Source organism: Dechloromonas hortensis, from assembly GCF_009469765.1.
GTDB classification, from domain to species: domain Bacteria; phylum Pseudomonadota; class Gammaproteobacteria; order Burkholderiales; family Rhodocyclaceae; genus Azonexus; species Azonexus hortensis.
Window position 1 is genome coordinate 95,775 of record NZ_SSSQ01000006.1, and the last position, 19,471, is coordinate 115,245.

Sequence of the window (19,471 nt, forward strand, 5' to 3'; positions counted from 1 at the left end):
TCAATCGGCGATCTTAAAATGGGCGATTTCGCTGCTTACGCTGCTGGCCAAATCTTCCAGGTTGCTAGCTTCGGCGGCCGCTCGTGATACGGCGCTACTGTTGCCCGAGGCCATCTTGAGGATTTCGGCAACGTGACCGGAGATCTGGCGGCTGGCTGAAATCTGGGCTTGTACCGCCTGCGAGATTAGTTTAACCCCGTCGGTCGTCGAGTGCACCGAGGCGGTAGCGCTGGCCAGGATTTGCGACACGTTGCGGGCCTGCTCGGTACTTTCCTGCAAGGCGTTGGTGCCACTCTGGATAGCTGATTCGACACTGCCGATCCGGTTGCTGACGGCCTGGGTCAGGCGGTCGATTTCGTTGGCTGACTGTGCCGATTTCTCGGCCAGCTTGCGCACTTCGTCGGCCACCACGGCGAAGCCGCGACCGGCTTCACCGGCACGTGCCGCCTCAATGGCTGCGTTCAGCGCCAGCAGGTTGGTCTGATCGGCAATATCGCGCACTTGGGCAGTCATCTGGCAGATATCGAGCGTGACCTTGACGAACTCGTGCACCGTAGCCGCAATTTCGCTGACCGCCTGCTCGGCGACACCGATGTCGCGCAGCATGACGGTCAGGCTGTTGTGGCCAAGTTCGGTCTGTTCGCGGCTCTGGCGGGCCACGGCATCGACGTCGGCGGCACTGGAGGCGACTTCCTGGATATTGCCGGAAATCGACGATACCGCTGTCGTGGCCTGTTCAGACAAGGCTTCCTGTGCGCTCGAACTGCTGGCGATCTGGCTTGTCGCCGAGGCCAGCGTATGGGCCGCGTCGCGCACGTTGCCGGCGTTGTGTTGCAGGGTGCGGATGACCTGGCGGAATGAACTGGCCATGCGATTGAAGCTCTCGGCAATTTCCGAGAACTCGTCGCGCGAGTCGATGCGAATTTCGTGGCGCAGGTCGCCGTCGGCCAGTCGGCGGCTGCCGCCGATGATGTCCCTGCTGCCGCGGGCCAGGGACAGGTAGAAGCCGATCGAGAAATAGGTGGCGATCAACACGCCGAGGGTGGCGATCAGAATATTGATGAAGCGTTTGATCTGGAGGCGGGATTCCCTTTTCTCCAGTGCCTCGCGCAAGGCATTCTCGACGACAGCGTACATTTCGCCCGCACTCTTCAGAGCCGCCTCGGTTTTAGCCAACACGTCGGTCGGCTGGACATCCATGTCGATTTTGAAAATGATTTCGTTACTGATGAATTTGCTCAGGGCTACGATGTCTTTTTCAAGATTGCCGCGTGCCAGTTCGATGGCGGCAGCGTTTTCGCCGCCGGCGGTGGCTCGGTGCAGGGTTTCGCCGGTACGCAGCAGTTGCAGGTCAAGGTCGCTGAGCAGTTTGTCGAGCCGTCCCTTGTCGCTGGCATCAACCATTTGCACCTCGGCGACATGGCTGGCCTTGAGGCGGAGCTGGGTGATGATGGCGAGCAGTTGCGGCAGCTCTGAAACCAGGGTGTCGTTCAGGTAATAGGTGGCGACTTCGCCATTCAGCGTCAGGCCGGCCCGGTCGGCGATATTGCGTGCCTGGGAATTCAGGTTTTGTTCTAGGCGTTCGGTGACCTTGCGAATTTCCGGGGTCGTGGCATTTGGCAGCGTATCGCGGGCGCTGCTCCATTCCTTGGCGAGCTTTTCCCAGCTTTCCTGAAGCGCCCAGTCGTCCGGCGTCGCTTTGCGGCCGGTGACGATCAGCTCGTCTATCGTCAGCGCGGCCTTCTTGGCCTTTTCCTCCAGACCGGGTAGTGAGGAGCCAGCGGATAGAAGCGTCATGGCCGTTACTTGGTCATGGAAGGCCTCTGTCATTTGCCGGATAGGAACGATGGCACGGGCGCCGACGATGCCATCGCGGGTGTTCGCCAACTGGCTGCCGACCGACCACAGGAACTGAAAGAGCAGGCCAGCGATCAGGGTGCCCGTTGCGGCGCCGATGGCGACGAAGCGCGAAGCAAAACGCAGGCGGTTCATGACTTGAACTGCCGGTTCGAACAAAACGATCATTTGACTGTTTCCTTCTTTGCTGCTTTGTTATTTTAGGAAACGGATTGTCTATAACTCGCCCCTGTGTCGGGAATTGGGGAAAATACGTAGTGGTAAATCAATTCATTGATGCGTAATTACGGGGCGGCTTGCGCTCCTGCGGGGGGCCAGGGATGGCGGTCGAAGCGGATTCGGGTCGGCGATTCCCTGTCGATGCTGCCGCTGGTCCAGCCCATGGTTGGGTAGCCGAAGGTTTCCACCCGGACAAAATTGTTGACGACGCGGCCCATCTTGTCGCGCATCGGTTGGTCGACCCGGCTGGTGTGCGTGTCGCCATGCACGACCAGAACCTGCCCCGAAAAGGCCAGGGTTTCTTCACGCAGGGTGTCGAGAAATTCGCGATAGCCGCTGTGCGCAAAGCCCTGGGCATGGTGCTTGAAGCCGGGGTTGGCCTGGAGGAGCAGGGCGATGCCGGCCAGCTTATCTTGCCGGGCCAGCGCGAAACAGTCTTTCAGCCAGGCCAGGACATAGGGATTGCGATTGCGGAATTCGCGACTCGCTTCGCCAGTCAATCCGTAATTGTTGTTGCCGCCGGGCAGGTTTAAGGTCACGAACAGCAGCGGGCCGACCCGGAAGCGGCTGTGTTCCGGGTAGGGGCCGGGCTGGCGTTCCAGCGCGAGCTTTTTTTGACCGAGCGACTGTGGCTTGCTGAAGAATAGGCTACGCAATTTCTCCAGGCGTTCCAGCGGATCGTAGGCGCCATTCGAGAGGCGCTCGCAGTCGGTCCATTCGTTATCGCCGGGAACGAAGACGAAGGGGACGCGGGCGGCCTCGAACAGCGCGCGGCGATCTTCGAAGACTGCATCGTCGCAACGATCCTTGCCATGCTTGAAGTCGCCGACATGGATGATGAAGTCGACCTTGTCGTCGGCCATCGCCGCCAGCATTTGCGGCAGCTCCCGCCGCTCGGCTTCGGAGTACGGCACGTCGCCGATCAGCCCGAAGCGCCAGCTGTCGGCGCTGGCCTGGCCGACCCAGAGCAGCACCAGGGCGGCCAGCCAGGCTTTCACTTGAGCAGGCCTTTCAGGGCGTATAGCGCATCCAGCGCTTCGCGCGGGGTCAGGCTGTCCGGGTCGAGGGCGGCGAGCTGATCGAGCGCCGGGTGCGGTTCCGGGTCGGCCGGCTCGGGGTCGCCTTGGGCGAAAAGATCCGGTTGCAGCGGGTCGACCGCAGCTCTTTGCTCGAATTCGCGCAACTGCTTGCGGGCTGCGCGGACCACGGCGTTCGGGATGCCGGCCAGGGCGGCGACCTGAATCCCGTAACTCTGGTTGGCAGGGCCTTCCTCGACCGAATGCATGAAGACGATGCGGTCGTTGTGTTCGACCGCATCGAGGTGCACGTTGGCCAGTTCGCTGTACTCGTGCGAGAGGCGGGTCAGTTCGAAATAGTGGGTGGCGAACAGCGTCAGGCAGCGGTTTTTCTCGACCAGGTGGCGCAGGATGGCGAAGGCCAGCGCCATGCCGTCGAAGGTCGAGGTGCCGCGGCCGATTTCGTCCATCAGGACCAGGCTGTTGGCGGTAGCGTGGTGCAGGATGGCGGCGGCTTCGGTCATTTCGACCATGAAGGTCGAACGCCCGGACGCGAGGTCATCCGAGGCGCCAATGCGGGTGAAAATGCGGTCGAGCGGGCCGAGCACGACGCGGTCGGCCGGCACATAGCAGCCGATATGGGCGAGCAGCGCGATCAGCGCCGTCTGCCGCATGTAGGTCGATTTACCGCCCATGTTGGGGCCGGTGATCAGCAGCAGGCGGCGGTTTTCGGCGAGCAGCACGTCGTTGGCGATGAAGGTGTCGGCACTGTTGGCCATTTCCGCCTCGACCACCGGGTGGCGGCCGCCGGCGACGGTCAACCCGATTTCATCGGCAAATTCCGGCTTGCTCCAGTTGCGTTTCAGCGCCGTGTCGGCGAAGCCAGCCAGCAGGTCGAGCTGGGCGATGGCGCGGGCGATGGTTTGCAGCGTCGGGACGAGCGGTGCCAGTTCGTTGAGGATCGCTTCGTAAAGCAGCTTTTCGCGGGCCAGCGAACGTTCCTGGGCGGACAGGGCCTTGTCCTCGAAAGCCTTCAGTTCCGGCGTGATGTAGCGCTCGGCGTTCTTCAGCGTCTGGCGCCGGCGGTAATCGTCCGGCACTTTGTCGGTATTGGCGTGGGTGACTTCGATGTAGAAGCCGTGCACCTTGTTGAATTCGACCTTGAGGCTGCTGATGCCGGTGCGTTCGCGTTCGCGCACTTCCATATCGACCAGGAAGGCGCCGCAGTTGTCGTTCAGGGCGCGGAATTCATCGAGTTCGGCATCGTAACCGGGCGCGATGATGCCGCCGTCGCGAACCTGGGCGCCGGGTTCGGCTGCAATGGCGCGGATCAGCAGCGCCAACTCGCTGGCCGGGGTGTCGAGGTCGCCATGCAGGTTGTCGAGCAAGGGGGAAGCGGTGCCGGCAAACGGCTGGCGCAGCCCTTCAAGGCGAGCCAGCGAATCGCGCAGGCTGGCCAGGTCGCGCGGACGGGCATTGCGCAGCGCGATACGGCCGGCGATACGCTCGATGTCGGCAATGCCTTTCAGTTCGCGACGGACTTCGCCGGCCAGGCGGCCGTAATCCTCGAGCAGGGCTTCGACGGCACCATGGCGGGCGGCCGGAATGGCGCGCTCACGCAAGGGGTGGTGCAGCGTGTGGCGCAACAGGCGCGAACCCATGCTGGTGATGCAGTTGTCGAGCAGCGAAAACAGGGTCGGCGCCGGCTGGCCGCGCAGGGTTTCGGTCAGTTCAAGGTTGCGCCGGGTAGCAAGATCGAGACCGAGGTAGGCGCCTTCGACTTCGACGGTCAACGCCCGCAAATGCGGCAAATTGCCGGCCTGCGTCGTTTGCGCGTATTGCAGCAGGGCGCCGGCCGCGGCTACGGCCGGGCGCAGCCCCTCGGCGCCGAAGCCGGCCAGCGAGGCGACCTTGAAATGTTCGCAGAGCAGGCGCTTAGCCGAGTCGTATTCGAAATACCAGTCCGGCTGCCGGGTGCGTGCGGCATCGAGCGCGAAGTCGGGTTGCCAGCTTTCCGGATAGAGGATTTCAGCCGGCCGGATGCGCTCCAGCGCGCTGGCGATCTGGTCGGCCGGCGTTTCGGTCAGCACAAATTCGCCGCTGGCCAGATTGAGGCGGGCCAGGCCGGCCGTGTTGCGTGTGGTGGTGACGGCCAGCAGCCAGGTGTCGCGCTTGTCGTCGAGCAGCGCGGCATCGGTTAAGGTTCCGGGAGTGACGATGCGGGCCACGGCCCGCTCGACCGGTCCCTTGCTGGTGGCCGGGTCGCCGACCTGCTCGCAGATGACGGCCGATTCGCCGAGCTTGACCAGTTTGGCCAGGTAAGGCTCAAGCGAGTGGAAGGGCACGCCTGCCATCTTGATCGGCACGCCGGCCGACTGGCCACGCGTCGTCAGGGTGATGTCGAGCAGGCGGGCGGCTTTCTCGGCATCTTCGAAAAACAGTTCGTAGAAATCGCCCATCCGGTAAAAAAGAAGGATGTTCGGGGCATGGGCAGCTTTCAGTCCGAGATACTGCTTCATCATCGGCGAATGCTGGTCTTTTGCGGGGCTGGGCGTTTTGCTCATTTTTCCAGGGTAACTTCGATCAAATGGGGGCCGCCGCTGGCGATGGCGGCTTGTACCAGCTCGGCCAGGGCGGGGCCGACTGTCGACTGGGCGTAGCTCAGCCCGAAGGCACGGGCGGCATGGTGAAAATCAATATTTTGCGGCGTCAGCCAGCCGCGCTCGAATTCCGGCAAGGCCGCTTGCGGCAGCAATTCGAAAATACCGCCGCCGCCGTTGTTGACCGCAAGGATCACCGCATTCCGGCCACGGGCCGCGGCCAGTCCGCCGATGTCGTGCTGGCAGGTGAGGTCGCCGAGCAACGCGACGACCCGGCCGCGCTCGGCGGCAATGCCGAGCGCGCTGGAGACATTGCCGTCGATCCCGCTGGCGCCGCGATTGGCGAAAAACTCGAGTGGTTTGTCGCTGCTGCCGGAGTGGCTGTCGAGCATCCTGATGGCCAGTGAATTGCCGACAAAAACTGGGCAATGGGCGGGCAGGGCGGCCATCAGGTAAGGGATCAAGCGGGTGTAGGCACTGCTCTGGCTTCCCTCGTGGCCCTGGTCGGCCGCCAGCCAGCTGGCCAGCCAACCACAGGGTGCCGCACTGGGTGCGGCGGCGAGCAGCGCCTGGCAGACGGCGAGCGGACTGGCATGCAGCAAGTGGCTGAGGCGATGGGCGGGGTCACTCCAGCGCGGCCAGGGGTCAACCAGGGCCATTACGTCGTGGTGTTCGCCGAGCAGGCCTTGCAGGCTGCGCGTCACCGGGAAGGCGCCGAAGCGAAGAATCCAGGCCGGCTTGCCCACGGCTGCCGCCTGCTGGCTCAGCCATTGGTTGTAATGGACGATGAGATGCGAGCGGTCGTGCTGGCCATAGCGCAAATTGGACAGCGGCTCGGCCAGAATCGGGCAGGCCAGATGCTCGGCCAAGGAGGCGACCGCCTCGGCAAAACCGTGCTCCGGCGGCAGTTCACCGCAGACAATGAGGCCGGGGCGCCCGGCCATGGCCGTCGCCAGTTCGGCGACGGCTGCGGGGTCCGGTTGCGAGCAGGAGCGGGAGGTACGAACGTAGTTCGCAGCTGGGGCTGGCGGTGGTGCAGTGGCCGGGATCAACGGCTCGCGAAATGGCTGATTGATGTGCACCGGGCCAGGATGCGGCCAGGTTGCCTGCTCGACCGCGCGTGCCGCCAGGGCGCTCAGCGCCTTGCTATCGAAACCCTGTTCCGGTGTCCCCATGGCATGGCAGGCCCGGACCTGCTCGCCGAACAGGCCGGGCTGGGCCATGGTCTGGTTGGCGCCGATGCCTTGCAGTTCCGGTGGGCGGTCCGCCGAGAGCAGAATCAGCGGGACGCCGGCCAGATTGGCCTCGATGACCGCCGGCAGCCAGTTGGCGACCGCCGTTCCCGAGGTGGCAAGGACGATGACCGGGCGCCGGCTGGCACGGGCGGCGCCGAGCGCAAAGAAGGCAGCGCTGCGTTCATCGACAATGACCTCGCAGTCCAGTCCCTGCTGGCGGAGCATGGCCAGCGCCAGCGGCGTCGAGCGGGAGCCGGGCGAAATCACGGCGCGTTCCACGCCGGCCGCCACCAGACCGCCGATCAGCGCCTGCGACCAGCAGAAGTTGAGTGTTCCGGTATCGAGGGAGGTGGGCACGTCGCGTCAGCCGGTGAAATATCGAAAAGGGCGGCTATTGTATTCGTTGCGCGAAAAGCGGGACAGCGTGAAGTCCTGTGCTACTATGCGCCCCGTTGTCCGGCCACGGCCGGACAAGCCAACGCGGAGTGGTAGTTCAGTTGGTTAGAATACCGGCCTGTCACGCCGGGGGTCGCGGGTTCGAGTCCCGTCCACTCCGCCAGAAATTCGAAACCCCCGCTGCTCATTGAGCGGCTGGGGTTTTTACATTGCAGCCGCGATCTTGTCGGGGCTGATCGGCTACCCGCCTGTAGCGGGCTGGGCTATGCTTGAGACATGACTGAAATCGAATCATTCCTCGATGAGATCGCCCTGCTGCTGCTGCATGCGAAAAGTGCGCTGTTCATCACCGGTGCTGGTATTTCTGCCGACTCCGGTTTGCCGACCTATCGTGGCGTCGGCGGTTTATACAATGACGTGCATACCGACGACGGCCTGGCGATCGAGGAGGCGCTGTCCGGTGAAGTGTTCGCCGTGCGCCCGGATATCACCTGGAAGTATCTCGCCCAGATCGAAGGGAACTGCCGCGGGGCACGGCCCAATGCCGCGCATCTGGCGATTGCCGAGCTGGAAAGGCATTTGCCTCGGGTCATGGTGTTCACCCAGAATGTCGATGGACTGCACCGGCAGGCGGGCAGCAGCAATGTCATCGAGATCCATGGCAATCTGAAGCAACTGGCCTGCACTGGCTGCGCTTTCGAAGAAACGGTGGACGACCTGAGCGGCCACGACATGCCGCCGCATTGCCCGGCCTGCGGCAGTGTCTTGCGACCGAAGGTGGTGTTGTTTGGCGAGGCTTTGCCGGAGGCTGCGATGGAGCGCTTCCTGGATGGCCTTGAAGCCGGCTTCGACATCATCTTCACGATCGGCACTTCCGGTGTTTTTCCGTACATTGCCGAACCGGTGGTCTGGGCCGCCCGGCTGGGGATTCCGACTGTCGAGATCAATCCGCTGCCGACCCGGCTCAGTGAAATTGTCGAGTATCACCTGCCATTGGGGGCGGCGGAGGCCATGCAGGGCCTGATGCGCCGTCTGGCTAGCCTGCAATCGGGTGGTGCCGCCTAGTTTTGCTTGGCTGAAAAACGTCAGCCCGTTCCGCTACTCCGTCTTTTGCGTGCGAAAAACCGGTAGCGTCAGGTGAAAGCGCATGGCCAGCAGGCGCAGCGTCAAGACAACCGCCATCGCCAGCCAACTGGCGCTAATGGCATCAATGCCGATCTGCTGTAGCCCGACCAGCACCAGGGCGCCCAGCCAGGCAGCGCTGGCATAAAGCTCGCCCTTGAGAAAAACCAGCGGTACGTCATTGCAGAGAATGTCGCGCAGCACGCCGCCGACGACGCCGGTGATGACGCCCATCAGGCTGGCGACCAGCCAGGGGGTGTGCCATTGCAAGGCGACCTGGGTGCCGACAATGGTGAATAGCGCCAGGCCGACAGCATCGGGGATCAGGAAGAGCCTGGGATGGACCGGCAGGGTGCGGGCAATGAAAAAGGTAATGAAGCCGGTGCCGAGGGCTGCGACCAGATAGGCTTGGTCGACGACCCAGAACACATTGCGGTCGAGCAACAGGTCGCGAATGGTGCCGCCGCCGAGCGCGGTGGCGACACCGACCAGCAAGGCGCCGATCAGATCCATCTGCTTGCGGCCGGAATCGAGTACGCCGGTTAGGGCGTTGACCGCCACGGCGGCCATGCCGACCCAGTAGAGCAGGGCATCCATGCCTTAATCAGCGCTGGCGCTCTTTCATTGCTCGCTGGGCTTCGCGCTTGTGGTCCTTCTCCAGCTCGTCGGCCCGCTTGTCGTGCTGTTTCTTGCCCTTGGCGAGGCCGACTTCAAGCTTGATGCGGCCGCGCGAATAATGCAGGTCAAGCGGAATCAGCGCATAGCCGGCGCGTTCGACTTTGCCGATTAATTTGCCGATTTCATTGGCGTGCAGCAGCAGCTTGCGGGTGCGCGTCGGGTCGTGCGGATTGTGCGAGGAGGCGGTCGGCAGCGGGGTGATGTGCATGCCGATCAGGAAAATCTCGCCACTTTTGATGATGACGTAGGATTCCTTGATGTTCATCCGGCCAGCCCGGATCGCCTTGACCTCCCATCCCTGGAGGGCAATACCAGCCTCGTACTTCTCTTCGATGAAGTATTCGTGAATGGCTTTTTTGTTGACCGTGATGCTCATGCTGCCGGTGATCCATTAAAATCTCTATTTTATAGGATACAGGAACGTTGCTGCCGCATGGCTCTGGTTGAAAAGACAGTCTTGATCGAGCAGTCCGCCGAGCGCATGTTCGAGCTGGTGGATCGCTGCGAGGATTACCCGGCCTTCCTGCCCTGGTGCAGCCAGACCGAGGTCAAGTTCCGCGATGCACAGAAGACCGTGGCAACGCTGCATATCAATTACCACTCGGTCAAATCCGGCTTCACCACGGAGAACGACAAGGAATACCCGAAGCTGATGAAAATTCGTCTGGTCGACGGCCCGTTCCGTCGGCTGGAAGGTTCATGGCATTTCAAGGCGCTGGCCGAGAACGCCTGCAAGATCGAGTTCCAACTGCACTACGAGTTTTCCAGCAAATTATTTGAAAAAGTGATCGGCCCGGTCTTCAGTCACATTGCGAATACCTTTGTTGACGCTTTCGTGCGCCGGGCGGCGCAGGTTTATGGAGTCAGCCATGGCTGAGATGATCAATGTTGAGGTTTGTTATGCGCTGCCCGAGAAGCAGGCGCTGGTGAGCGTCAAGCTGGCGCCGGGAGCGACGCTGCTGCAGGCTCTGGAGGCTTCCGGCCTGCTAGAAAAGCATCCGGAAATCGATCTCAAGAAAAACAAGTTCGGTGTCTTCGCCAAGTTGTCCAAGCCGGACACCGTGCTGCGCGACCGTGATCGCGTTGAAATCTACCGGCCGCTGATTGCCGATCCAAAGGAAGTCCGCAAGCAGCGGGCGGCCGAAGGCAAGGTCATGAAAAAAGGCGCCGGGGACGCCGACGCCGCCGAGGGTTGAGCGCCGCGCCCCTGTCTATTTGCAGGATTCCGCCATGAAGCGGCGCGCCCGTTCCATTTCCTGATTGCGCTGGTTGATGTCCATCGCTTGGCGCTCGCCCTTCTCGTCAAGGCTGGCGATCGGTTGGTTGGATTCCAGGGCGGCGAGGTTGCGCCGGGCGTTCTCGCAGTTTGCTTGCTTCTCGCGGGCGGCTGCCTGTTCTTTTTCAGCCTTTTCAGCCTTTTCCCTGGCTTCCTGCTGGCGCTTCTTGAATTCGAGATCTTTTTCTGCGGTCGTTTGCGGCGCTTCGGCCTTCTTCTCACCCGGTGCCGGGGTTTCGACAAAGCCGGTAGCGGCCGGAGCTTCCCCGATGGCGCGCTTGGTCTTGGCTGTGCCGGGGGGCGGGCTGTCGGAAATTACCGTCCGGCCATTATTGTCCTTCCACTGATAAGTCTGGGCATGGGCTGAAACGAGTGCTGCGGTGGACGTGATGCCGAGGGCAAAAATCAGAGCGAGTTTCATGGTCATCGGGCTTTTCGAAGGTTTTCTGTATAATACGATTTTGTGACCTTGGATTAAAGGCCATGCGACTGCTGCAAAAAGCCCTTACTTTTGACGACGTTCTGCTCGTCCCCGCACACTCTCAAATCCTGCCGCGCGACGTCAGTCTGGCCACCCGGCTGACCCGCAATATCACTCTGAACCTGCCGTTGCTGTCCGCCGCCATGGATACCGTGACGGAAGGCCGCCTTGCCATCGCGCTGGCTCAGGAAGGCGGTATCGGTATCGTCCACAAGAACCTCAGCCCCAAGGCGCAAGCTGCCGAAGTGGCCAAGGTCAAGCGTTTCGAATCCGGCATCCTGCGCGATCCGATCACGGTTTCGCCCCTGATGACGGTGCGCGATGTGATCGAGATTACTCGCCAGCATCGCATCTCCGGCCTGCCGGTGATCGACAAGTCCGGCAAGGTGGTCGGTATCGTGACCAACCGCGATCTGCGCTTCGAAACCAATCTCGATCAGCCGGTCAAATCCATCATGACGCCGCGCAAGCGCCTGGTCACGGTCGGCGAAGAGGCTAGCGTCGAAGATGCCAAGGAGTTGATCCGCAAGCACCGCCTGGAGCGCGTGCTGGTGATCGACGACCAGTATCACTTGCGTGGCCTGATCACCGTTAAGGATATTCTGAAGTCCACCGAACACCCGCTGGCCAACAAGGATGCTTCCGGCCGCCTGCGCGCCGGTGCTGCCGTTGGCGTCGGGGCCGGTACCGAAGAGCGCGTCGAACTGCTGGCCGAAGCCGGCGTTGATGTGATCGTCGTCGATACCGCCCACGGCCATTCGCAAGGCGTGCTCGACCGCGTGAACTGGGTCAAGAAGAATTTCCCGCAAATCGAAGTCATTGGCGGCAATATCGCGACGGCCGATGCGGCCCGTGCCCTGGTGGCGATGGGGGCTGATGGCGTCAAAGTCGGTATCGGCCCCGGTTCCATCTGCACGACGCGGATCGTGGCCGGTGTCGGCGTGCCGCAGATCACTGCCATCCAGAACGTCTCCGAAGCCCTCAAGGGCTCCGGCGTACCGATGATCGCTGACGGCGGCATCCGTTATTCCGGTGATATCGCCAAGGCCATCGCGGCCGGGGCAGATACGGTCATGCTCGGTGGCCTGTTTGCCGGTACCGAAGAAGCGCCTGGCGAGGTTGAATTGTTCCAGGGCCGTTCGTACAAGTCCTACCGTGGCATGGGTTCGCTGGGCGCGATGCAGGCCGGTTCCTCCGACCGCTACTTCCAGGAAACGACTTCCAACGTCGATAAGTTCGTGCCGGAAGGCATCGAAGGTCGCGTCCCGTACAAGGGCTCCGTGCTGGCCGTGATCCACCAGTTGATGGGCGGCCTGCGTTCGTCGATGGGTTATCTCGGCAGCCCGACGATTGCCCACATGCACGACAATGCCTGTTTCGTCGAAATCACCTCGGCCGGTATCCGCGAGTCTCACGTCCACGACGTGCAGATCACCAAGGAAGCGCCGAACTATCATCTCGACTGATCGTTCCAGTGTCCCAAAGGGCGGCTCCCGGAGCCGCCCTTTTCATTCAAGGTTTTGAAAATGGCTCACCAGAAAATCCTCATTCTCGATTTCGGTTCCCAAGTTACCCAGCTGATCGCCCGTCGCGTGCGTGAAGCCAAGGTTTTCTGCGAAATTCACCCGTACGACGTTTCCGAAGACTTTATCCGCAACTACGGCGCCAAGGGCATCATCCTGTCCGGCGGTCCGAGTTCAGTGACCGAAGGCGACACGCCGCGGGCGCCGGGGGTCGTTTTCGAACTGGGTATTCCGGTGCTCGGTATCTGTTACGGCATGCAGACCATGGCTCAGCAACTGGGCGGCAAGGTGATGACTGCCGAAGCGGCTGGCAAGTCGCGCGAATTCGGCTATTCCGAAGTTCGCGCTCATGGCCACACGGCGCTGTTGAACGATATCGCCGACTTCTACAGTCCTGAAGGCCATGGCATGCTCAAGGTCTGGATGAGCCACGGTGATTCCGTGATGGAATTGCCGGCAGGCTTCGTCAAGATGGCGTCGACGGCCTCCTGCCCGATCGCCGCAATGGCTGACGAAAGCCGCAAGTTCTACGCCGTCCAGTTCCACCCGGAAGTGACGCATACCCAGCAGGGTCGTGCCATTCTCGAGCGTTTCGTACACGGTATCTGCGGTTGCGGTACCGACTGGGTGATGGGCGATTACATTGCTGAAGCCGTCGATGCCATTCGCCGCCAAGTCGGCGACGAAGAGGTCATCCTTGGCCTGTCCGGTGGCGTAGATTCCAGCGTTGCCGCGGCACTGATTCACCGCGCTATCGGCGACCAGCTGACCTGCGTTTTCGTCGATCACGGCCTGCTGCGCTTGAACGAAGGTGACATGGTCATGGAGATGTTCGCCCGCAACCTCGGCGTCAAGGTGATCCGTGTCGACGCGGTCGACGACTTCATGGGCAAGTTGGCCGGCGTCTCCGATCCGGAGCAGAAGCGCAAGATCATCGGCAAGGAGTTCGTCGAGGTCTTCCAGGCTGAATCCAAGAAACTCTCCGCCGCCAAGTGGCTGGCCCAGGGCACCATCTATCCGGACGTGATCGAGTCGGCCGGCAAGAACAAGAAGGGGGCTCACACCATCAAGAGCCACCACAACGTCGGTGGCCTGCCGGAAGACATGCATCTGCAGTTGCTGGAGCCGCTGCGCGAGTTGTTCAAGGATGAGGTCCGCGAGCTTGGCGTTGCGCTCGGTCTGCCGCGCGAAATGGTCTATCGCCACCCGTTCCCCGGCCCTGGTCTGGGCGTGCGCATCCTTGGTGAGGTCAAGCTGGAGTCGGCTCACCTGCTGCAACGCGCCGATGCCATCTTCATCGACGAATTGCGCGCCACGCATGCCACCGAGCGCGATGTGGCAGCCGGTGCCTGCACCGCGGCCGATATCGGCAAAAGCTGGTACGACCTGACCAGCCAGGCTTTCGCCGTCTTCCTGCCGGTCAAGAGCGTCGGCGTGATGGGCGACGGCCGTACTTACGAAAATGTCGTTGCCCTGCGCGCCGTCGTGACCAGCGACTTCATGACGGCACACTGGGCCCACTTGCCATACGAACTGCTCGGCCGGGTTTCCAATCGCATCATCAACGAAGTCCGTGGTCTGAACCGGGTCGTCTACGACGTCTCGGGCAAGCCGCCGGCAACGATCGAGTGGGAATAGTCGAAGATAGCTCCGTCGTCGTGCTGGGCGACGAGTTCTTCATGCGTGAGGCCATTTCACTGGCCCGCGCAGCCGAGTGCCTGGGCGAGGTGCCGGTCGGCGCCGTCGTCGTCCAGAACGGTGTGATCATCGGGCGCGGCTTCAATTCGCCGATTGGCGAAAGCGACCCGACGGCACACGCGGAAATCGCCGCCCTGCGCGATGCAGCGCGGGTTCTGGGTAACTACCGGCTGCCGGGCTGCGAATTGTTCGTCACCCTCGAGCCTTGTGCCATGTGTGCCGGCGCGATCATGCATGCCCGCATCAGCCGGGTGATCTACGGCGCGCGCGATGCCAAGACCGGGGTGCATGGCAGTGTTGTCGACTTGTTCGGCGTCGAGCGTCTGAATCACCACGCCACGGTCGAGGGCGGAGTGCTGGCCGACGAGTGCAGTAGCCTGTTGTCACAGTTTTTCGCCAGCCGGCGTCGCAAGTAAGCATGAAGCTGCACATTTCAGTTGCCCGCCAGTTGCTGACCGTGTTCGGTGAACAGGGCGAAATCCTGGGCGAATATCCGGTGTCTACCGCGAAGGCCGGGGTGGGCGAGGTTTCCGGCAGTTACCAGACGCCCCGCGGTCGACACCTTGTCCGGGCCAAAATTGGTGCTGGGCAGCCGGAAAATACGGTATTTGTCCGCCGTCGCCCAACCGGCGAAATCTGGACGCCGGAACTGGCTGAGCAGTTCCCTGGTCGCGACTGGATCCTGACCCGCATCCTCTGGCTGTCTGGCTGCGAGCCGGGCCGCAACCGCCTGGGCTGCGTCGATACCATGCGGCGCTATGTTTATATCCACGGCAGTCCGGATTGTGCCGAGATGGGCGTGCCGGGTTCGCATGGCTGCATCCGCATGCGCAACGCCGATATTGTCGAGTTGTTCGATCTGCTGCCGTGTTACACGGCGGTGGATATCAGCGAAGACTGAAGCGGGCTGCCATTCGGCCCGAAGCTGCGTTCTTGCAAGCTGATTTCACCATGGGTATTTCGCCAGAGTAGCGTTGAGGCACGGGTGCCGTAGTTTTCCGAGCGAACGAAAATCGCCGAAAGCAGCCGCTCCCAATCCAGTGAAACACCGGTTTCCGGCAGTTCGTGGTCGGCAACGATTTCATCGTCGGCGAGAATTGCAAAAAACTCGCTTTCGTCCGGGAGTTTTTTCAGGGCCAAGGCAAAGCGCTCGCGTGCCTTGAGCAACTTGGGCCACGGGCTGTCCAGCCGATGATTCGACAAGCCATAGATGCCGGGCGGCAGCGCCCGTGGCTCACCGTCACGATTGGAGCGGTAGTACAGCGTTTCACCGTCGCCGAGCAGCAGGTTGAAGCCGGAATAGGCTGAACCGTCGATGGCGTCGATCGCATCGCTGGCACTTTTTTCTGAAAGCAGGAAATCGCGCGTCAGCGCACCGCGCGACAGTCGGCCTTTGGCCATGCCGGGTTCGCGCACATTGGTGACAGCCGCAAAGCGGCCGTTCTCGGCAATCCCTAGCCAGGTCCCGCCGGCTTCAAGATCGAGGCCGCCGATGATTCGAGGGGCCTCCGGCCAGCGGCCGGCGGCTGCGGTGGGTCGGGCATAAAACTCGTCGCGGTTGGCCGCAACCACCAGCGGGTAGTCCGGATGGGAATGCCAGCCGACGACGATCAGACACATTTTTGCCTGTTTTTACGGGTTGACCGCAGCAGCCTGCACTTGCGGGCCTTCGCGGGAACCAAGGTGAACGTTGGTCGAGTAATTCGATTGCACGACAGCCAGTGCTTCGTAGCCGCCCTTCGGCGACGGTGCTGCGCTCATCACCATGCCGCAAGCCTGGTCGAGGTTGTCCGGGGAATAGAGCGCTTCCCCGGCACTCAGCGCCTGGGTGCTGGTCAGTCGATAAAGGTGGCGCTTGACCTTGCCGAGGTACTGCGTCCGGGCGACGATTTCCTGGCCCGGGTAGCAGCCCTTGTGGAAACTGACGCCGCCGATCTTCTCGAAGTCGGCCATCTGCGGTACGAACTCTTCCTTGGTGGCCAGCGTCACGAGCGGGAAGGCGGTCTGTATATCCAGCCAGCGCCAGGCAGGCGTGCCAGCCGGGCGGGCCTTGACGCTCAGCTTTTGCCACAGGTCGGCCTTCATCTCTTCCGGTGCGCTGATGACGAAACGGTTTGTTTCCAGGCGAATGACGGTAACGCCATCGCTGGCGGCGGTGGTCATCGGTTCGGCCGGGCAGGGGAGTCCTGCATCGGCGAGTGCCTCTTCGGCTTGCCGGCCGGCCAGCCCCAGCAGGATGGTGCTGTCGTTCAATGAAGTCAGTTTGACCTTGGCGCGCAGGATGAACATCTGCAAGCGTTTTTGCGTAGCGTCCTGGAGGTCTGCCGAAACGGTCATCCGGTAGGCGTCGCCGTTACGCCAGGCGAGAAAGCTGGCCTGCATCCGGCCCTTGGCGGTGCACCAGCCGGCATGCTGGGCCTGGCCTTCGGCCAGATGATTGACGTCACTGGTGAACTGGCTGTGCAGAAAGCTCTTGGCCTCCTCGCCGCTGGCTTCGAGCAGGCCAAGGTGGGTCAGTGGCACAAGAATGGTCTGCTGGCCGGCGGCCTGCAACTCGGCGGCGGCATCGCCAAAATGAAGTAGATCGGCCGATGCGGCATCGAAGATGCCTTCCGCGGATTCTAGAAAGCTGCGCCAGTTGGGGTTCATGGAGGCTCCTGTTGGGGTTTGGGATATTATATCGCCCGTTTTCACGTGCTCGTGCCACACGGGCAAGACCGGCTTGTCGCCAGCGAGTTCCCGTGCGCCTTCTTCTTAAGTTTTTTATATTCGTTTTTCTGCTGCTCTCGGCGCTTGCCGCCGGTACATGGTGGTGGGCAAACCAGCCGTTGAGCCTACGTTCGTCGCCGGTCGATTTCCACGTGGCGGCGGGGAGCAGTATGCGTTCAGCGATCACTCAGATGCAAGAGGCGGGGATCGAAGTTCAGCCAACCGTGTTGGCCTGGCTGGCCCGTCTGAATAGAGCCGAGACGGGAATCAAGGCCGGGAGTTACTCGGTTAAACAGGGCGTCACGCCACTGCAATTGCTGGGCAAGCTGACCCGCGGCGAGGTGACGCAAGGTGAATTGACGCTGGTCGAAGGCTGGAGTTTCCGGCAGTGGCGCCAGCGGATGGACAAGCACCCGGATCTGCGCCACGAGACGACCGGGCTGTCGGAGGCCCAGATTGCTGAGCGACTGGGCCAAAACATTGCTCAGCTTGATGGTTGGCTTTTCCCTGACACCTATCTTTTTGACAAGCAATCGAGCGATCTCGATTTGCTGGCGCGCGCACTCCGCGCCATGCAGCGCAAACTCGACAGCGAATGGGGGCAGCGCGATCAGGGTCTGCCGTACAAAACTCCGCTCGAAGCCTTGGTGATGGCGTCAATTATCGAGAAAGAGACCGGTCAGGCAGCCGACCGGGCGATGGTTGCTGCGGTTTTTGTAAATCGGCTGCGTAAGGGCATGTTGCTGCAAACCGATCCAACGGTCATCTACGGCCTGGGCGAAAATTTCGATGGCAATCTGCGCAAGCGCGATCTACAGGCTGATACGCCGTACAACACCTATACCCGTAGCGGTCTACCGCCGACGCCGATCGCCATGCCTGGTCTTGCCTCCTTGCAGGCGGCCTTGCATCCAGCAGCGAGCGACGTGCTTTATTTTGTGGCCAGGGGCGATGGGAGTAGTGAGTTTTCGCGTACCCTCGACGAACATAACCGCGCAGTAAACAGATATCAGAGAGGAAGGAAGTGAAAGGCAAATTCATCACTTTCGAAGGCATCGATGGTGCCGGAAAGAGCAGCCACGTCGAGTGGCTGGCCGAATGGCTGCGGGGGCAGGGCAAAACCGTACAGGTGACACGCGAACCGGGGGGGACCGAACTCGGCGAAAAGCTGCGCACCTTGTTGCTCAACGATCCCATGCACCTGGAGACCGAAACGCTGCTGATGTTTGCCGCCCGGCGCGAGCATCTGGCCAAGCTGATCGAGCCGGCGCTGGCGCGTGGCGAATGGGTGGTCTGCGACCGCTTCAGTGATGCGACCTATGCCTATCAAGGTGGCGGGCGGGGTCTTGACCGGAGCAAGTTCCTGGCCCTTGAGCACTGGGTGCATGCCCATGTTCAGCCTGATCTGACCTTGCTCTTCGATTTACCGCTCGATGTCGCCCGTGAGCGTATTGCGCTGGCCAGTCGCGTCCTTGACCGTTTTGAGCAGGAGCGCGCCGAATTCCACGAGCGCGTCCGTCTGGCTTATCTTGAGCGAGCCCATGCCAATCCATCGCGAATTCGGGTAGTGGACGCGAACAACAGCCTCGATAATATTCGTAAAACACTTGAACAAGTCGTTTCAACGAATTGTTTATGAACGTATTAAAGCTCCACGAAAATGTTTGGAATAGCTTGCAGGCCAGGCGTGAGCGCTTGCCGCATTCCTTGTTGCTGGTCGGGCAAAAAGGTCTCGGCAAATTCGAACTGGCCAAGCGCTTCGCGGCCAGCCTGCTGTGCGAGAGTCCGCTCGGCGATGGTCAAGCCTGCGGTCGTTGCCTAGCCTGCAATTGGTACAGCCAAGGAAACCACCCCGATTTTCGCCTGTTGCAACCGGATGCCCTAGCGGATGAGGCCGAGGTTGAAGATGGCAAGAAAAAACCCAGCCAGCAGATCACCATTGATCAGGTGCGTTCGCTCGATGATTTTTTGAACGTCGGCACACATCGTGCCGGCTTGCGCATTATCGTGGTTCACCCGGCCGAGGCGATGAACCGAAGTACAGCCAACTCTCTTCTTAAAACACTTGAAGAGCCAGCGCCAAGTACGTTGTTTTTGCTTGTTTCAAACGAATCTCTCCGTTTGCTGCCGACCATCCGTAGCCGCTGCCAAGTCGTGCCGGTGGCGGTGCCCCAACCCAAGGTTGCCGAGCAGGTCTTGCTCGATGATGGGGTGACCGAGGCGGGACGCTGGCTGGCCTTGGCCGGTGGAGCCCCCGGACTGGCCCTTCAACTGGCCGCCTCCGGTCAGGGCGCTTGGCTGGAATTGCTGATCAAGCGTCTGGCATCTGGCAAGAATGTTGATCCTATCGGCATGGCCGGCGAGTTGGAAAAAGCAATCAAGGAAAGCAAAGGCAAGTTACTGCTGAAGGCGATCATTGAGGCTTTACAAAAATGGCAGGTCGATCTGGCACTCGCCAGGAATGGCTTGCCAATAAGATATTTTCTGCCGCATCAGGCCACAATCAAGGGCTTGGCTGATATGATCCCGGCCATACGCCTGATTCATTTTTACCGTGATTTGATCAAACGCCGTCAGGAAGCAGAGCAGCCGCTCAACGCGCGTCTTTTCCTGGAAGGTGTTTTTCTGGACTACCGTGCCCTGTTTGCCAATTGATCGACA

19 protein-coding genes and 1 tRNA gene are annotated in these 19,471 nt (G+C 61.5%); 11 read left to right on the top strand and 9 right to left on the bottom strand.

From position 1 onward, the window contains the following. The 4 genes from GH663_RS11505 to menD form a co-directional block, all read right to left on the bottom strand. Window positions 1–2,025 carry a methyl-accepting chemotaxis protein gene (locus GH663_RS11505; RefSeq protein ID WP_153131882.1) on the bottom strand — a complete coding sequence of 675 codons (2,025 nt, stop codon included), beginning with the start codon at window positions 2,023–2,025 and terminating at the stop codon, window positions 1–3. Between the two features lie 116 nt (window positions 2,026–2,141). Further along, entirely contained in the window at window positions 2,142–3,074 is a 933-nt protein-coding gene (locus GH663_RS11510; RefSeq protein ID WP_170291406.1) for a metallophosphoesterase family protein, read from the bottom strand. Next, entirely contained in the window at window positions 3,071–5,656 is a 2,586-nt protein-coding gene (gene mutS, locus GH663_RS11515; RefSeq protein WP_246181569.1) for a DNA mismatch repair protein MutS, read from the bottom strand. The genes GH663_RS11510 and mutS overlap by 4 nt, the downstream gene beginning before the upstream one ends. Next, a complete protein-coding gene (gene menD, locus GH663_RS11520) occupies window positions 5,653–7,284 on the bottom strand; it encodes a 2-succinyl-5-enolpyruvyl-6-hydroxy-3-cyclohexene-1-carboxylic-acid synthase (RefSeq protein ID WP_153131884.1) in 1,632 nt (543 codons plus the stop codon). Before menD ends, mutS begins: the two co-directional genes overlap by 4 nt. 125 nt (window positions 7,285–7,409) lie before the next feature. Between menD and GH663_RS11525 the strand changes: the two genes are divergently transcribed. After that, window positions 7,410–7,486 (top strand) — tRNA-Asp (locus GH663_RS11525). Window positions 7,487–7,599: 113 nt separating this feature from the next. After that, window positions 7,600–8,388 carry an NAD-dependent deacylase gene (locus GH663_RS11530; RefSeq protein ID WP_153131885.1) on the top strand — a complete coding sequence of 263 codons (789 nt, stop codon included), beginning with the start codon at window positions 7,600–7,602 and terminating at the stop codon, window positions 8,386–8,388. Window positions 8,389–8,421: 33 nt separating this feature from the next. Here the strand turns inward: GH663_RS11530 and GH663_RS11535 are convergent, their stop codons facing one another. Together GH663_RS11535 and smpB are read right to left on the bottom strand one after the other, a co-directional pair. Further along, the gene (locus tag GH663_RS11535; RefSeq protein ID WP_153131886.1) at window positions 8,422–9,042 is read right to left on the bottom strand and encodes a trimeric intracellular cation channel family protein; all 621 of its coding nucleotides are present in this window, start codon (window positions 9,040–9,042) and stop codon (window positions 8,422–8,424) included. A 7-nt stretch (window positions 9,043–9,049) separates the two neighbouring features. After that, window positions 9,050–9,499 (bottom strand): SsrA-binding protein SmpB, encoded by a 450-nt coding sequence (gene smpB, locus GH663_RS11540; protein ID WP_153131887.1) that lies wholly within the window; start codon window positions 9,497–9,499, stop codon window positions 9,050–9,052. Between the two features lie 57 nt (window positions 9,500–9,556). Between smpB and GH663_RS11545 the strand changes: the two genes are divergently transcribed. Beyond that, window positions 9,557–10,000 (top strand): type II toxin-antitoxin system RatA family toxin, encoded by a 444-nt coding sequence (locus tag GH663_RS11545; RefSeq protein WP_153131888.1) that lies wholly within the window; start codon window positions 9,557–9,559, stop codon window positions 9,998–10,000. Further along, complete coding sequence (locus GH663_RS11550; protein WP_153131889.1) at window positions 9,993–10,319, top strand: RnfH family protein; 327 nt, start codon at window positions 9,993–9,995, stop codon at window positions 10,317–10,319. The genes GH663_RS11545 and GH663_RS11550 overlap by 8 nt, the downstream gene beginning before the upstream one ends. A 15-nt stretch (window positions 10,320–10,334) precedes the next feature. On the opposite strand, the gene GH663_RS11555 is transcribed toward GH663_RS11550, so the two are convergent. Then, the gene (locus GH663_RS11555; RefSeq protein ID WP_153131890.1) at window positions 10,335–10,826 is read right to left on the bottom strand and encodes a DUF4124 domain-containing protein; all 492 of its coding nucleotides are present in this window, start codon (window positions 10,824–10,826) and stop codon (window positions 10,335–10,337) included. Window positions 10,827–10,882: 56 nt separating this feature from the next. On the opposite strand from GH663_RS11555, the gene guaB reads away from it, so the two are divergent. From guaB to GH663_RS11575, 4 genes are read left to right on the top strand one after another with little or no spacing between them, the layout of a single operon-like run. Beyond that, a complete protein-coding gene (gene guaB, locus GH663_RS11560; RefSeq protein WP_153131891.1) occupies window positions 10,883–12,346 on the top strand; it encodes an IMP dehydrogenase in 1,464 nt (487 codons plus the stop codon). Between the two features lie 60 nt (window positions 12,347–12,406). Beyond that, entirely contained in the window at window positions 12,407–14,041 is a 1,635-nt protein-coding gene (guaA, locus tag GH663_RS11565) for a glutamine-hydrolyzing GMP synthase (protein WP_153131892.1), read from the top strand. A 23-nt stretch (window positions 14,042–14,064) separates the two neighbouring features. Continuing rightward, the gene (tadA, locus tag GH663_RS11570) at window positions 14,065–14,517 is read left to right on the top strand and encodes a tRNA adenosine(34) deaminase TadA (protein WP_211371137.1); all 453 of its coding nucleotides are present in this window, start codon (window positions 14,065–14,067) and stop codon (window positions 14,515–14,517) included. A gap of 2 nt (window positions 14,518–14,519) precedes the next feature. Next, window positions 14,520–15,002, top strand: a complete 483-nt coding sequence (locus GH663_RS11575; protein WP_153131893.1) for a L,D-transpeptidase — start codon at window positions 14,520–14,522, stop codon at window positions 15,000–15,002. On the opposite strand, the gene GH663_RS11580 is transcribed toward GH663_RS11575, so the two are convergent. Together GH663_RS11580 and ygfZ are read right to left on the bottom strand one after the other, a co-directional pair. Further along, window positions 14,972–15,721: an NRDE family protein gene (locus GH663_RS11580; RefSeq protein WP_153131894.1), complete on the bottom strand. Its 750-nt coding sequence runs from the start codon at window positions 15,719–15,721 to the stop codon at window positions 14,972–14,974. The two genes, GH663_RS11575 and GH663_RS11580, sit on opposite strands and share 31 nt — an antisense overlap. 12 nt (window positions 15,722–15,733) lie before the next feature. Then, window positions 15,734–16,750 carry a CAF17-like 4Fe-4S cluster assembly/insertion protein YgfZ gene (ygfZ, locus tag GH663_RS11585; protein WP_153131895.1) on the bottom strand — a complete coding sequence of 339 codons (1,017 nt, stop codon included), beginning with the start codon at window positions 16,748–16,750 and terminating at the stop codon, window positions 15,734–15,736. Window positions 16,751–16,842: 92 nt separating this feature from the next. On the opposite strand from ygfZ, the gene mltG reads away from it, so the two are divergent. The 3 genes from mltG to holB are packed head-to-tail and all read left to right on the top strand — an operon-like array spanning window position 16,843 to window position 19,465. Beyond that, window positions 16,843–17,838 (top strand): endolytic transglycosylase MltG, encoded by a 996-nt coding sequence (gene mltG, locus GH663_RS11590; protein ID WP_246181570.1) that lies wholly within the window; start codon window positions 16,843–16,845, stop codon window positions 17,836–17,838. Then, a complete protein-coding gene (gene tmk / locus GH663_RS11595) occupies window positions 17,835–18,449 on the top strand; it encodes a dTMP kinase (RefSeq protein ID WP_153131897.1) in 615 nt (204 codons plus the stop codon). Before mltG ends, tmk begins: the two co-directional genes overlap by 4 nt. After that, a complete protein-coding gene (holB, locus tag GH663_RS11600) occupies window positions 18,446–19,465 on the top strand; it encodes a DNA polymerase III subunit delta' (protein WP_153131898.1) in 1,020 nt (339 codons plus the stop codon). Before tmk ends, holB begins: the two co-directional genes overlap by 4 nt. Window positions 19,466–19,471 lie beyond the last annotated feature (6 nt).